Annotated in this window: 1 protein-coding gene; it reads left to right on the top strand. The window is 71.4% G+C overall.

Annotated elements, in window-relative coordinates:
• Positions 1 to 184, top strand: a 184-nt coding sequence (locus SB658_RS27060; protein ID WP_410603606.1) for an ATP-binding protein, incomplete at its 5' end; no start/stop codon positions are given.
• Between the last annotated feature and the right edge of the window lie 57 nt (positions 185 to 241).

The following is a 241-nucleotide window of genomic DNA, read 5'->3' as shown; positions in this document are numbered from 1 at the left end:
CCTCACCGACCCGTTCTTCCGCGTGCGTGGCCGGTCCACGGAGTCGACCTCGAAGGGACGGGGTCTCGGCCTGTCGATCGTGAAGGCCATCACGGATCGCCACGACGCCACTCTTCGATTCACGGCGAGGGAGGACGGCGGCCTCGTCGCCACGGTGGTCTTCCCGCCGGACAGCGCCCCCTGAGCACCGCGCACACAGGCCGGGAGCGTCCGCCACGGCCTTGACGCTCCTGCCACCCCG

It is taken from the genome of Bacillus sp. SIMBA_008 (assembly GCF_046535495.1).
Classification (GTDB): domain Bacteria; phylum Bacillota; class Bacilli; order Bacillales; family Bacillaceae; genus Bacillus; species Bacillus subtilis.
This window is presented reverse-complemented; position numbering and strand designations above follow the sequence as displayed.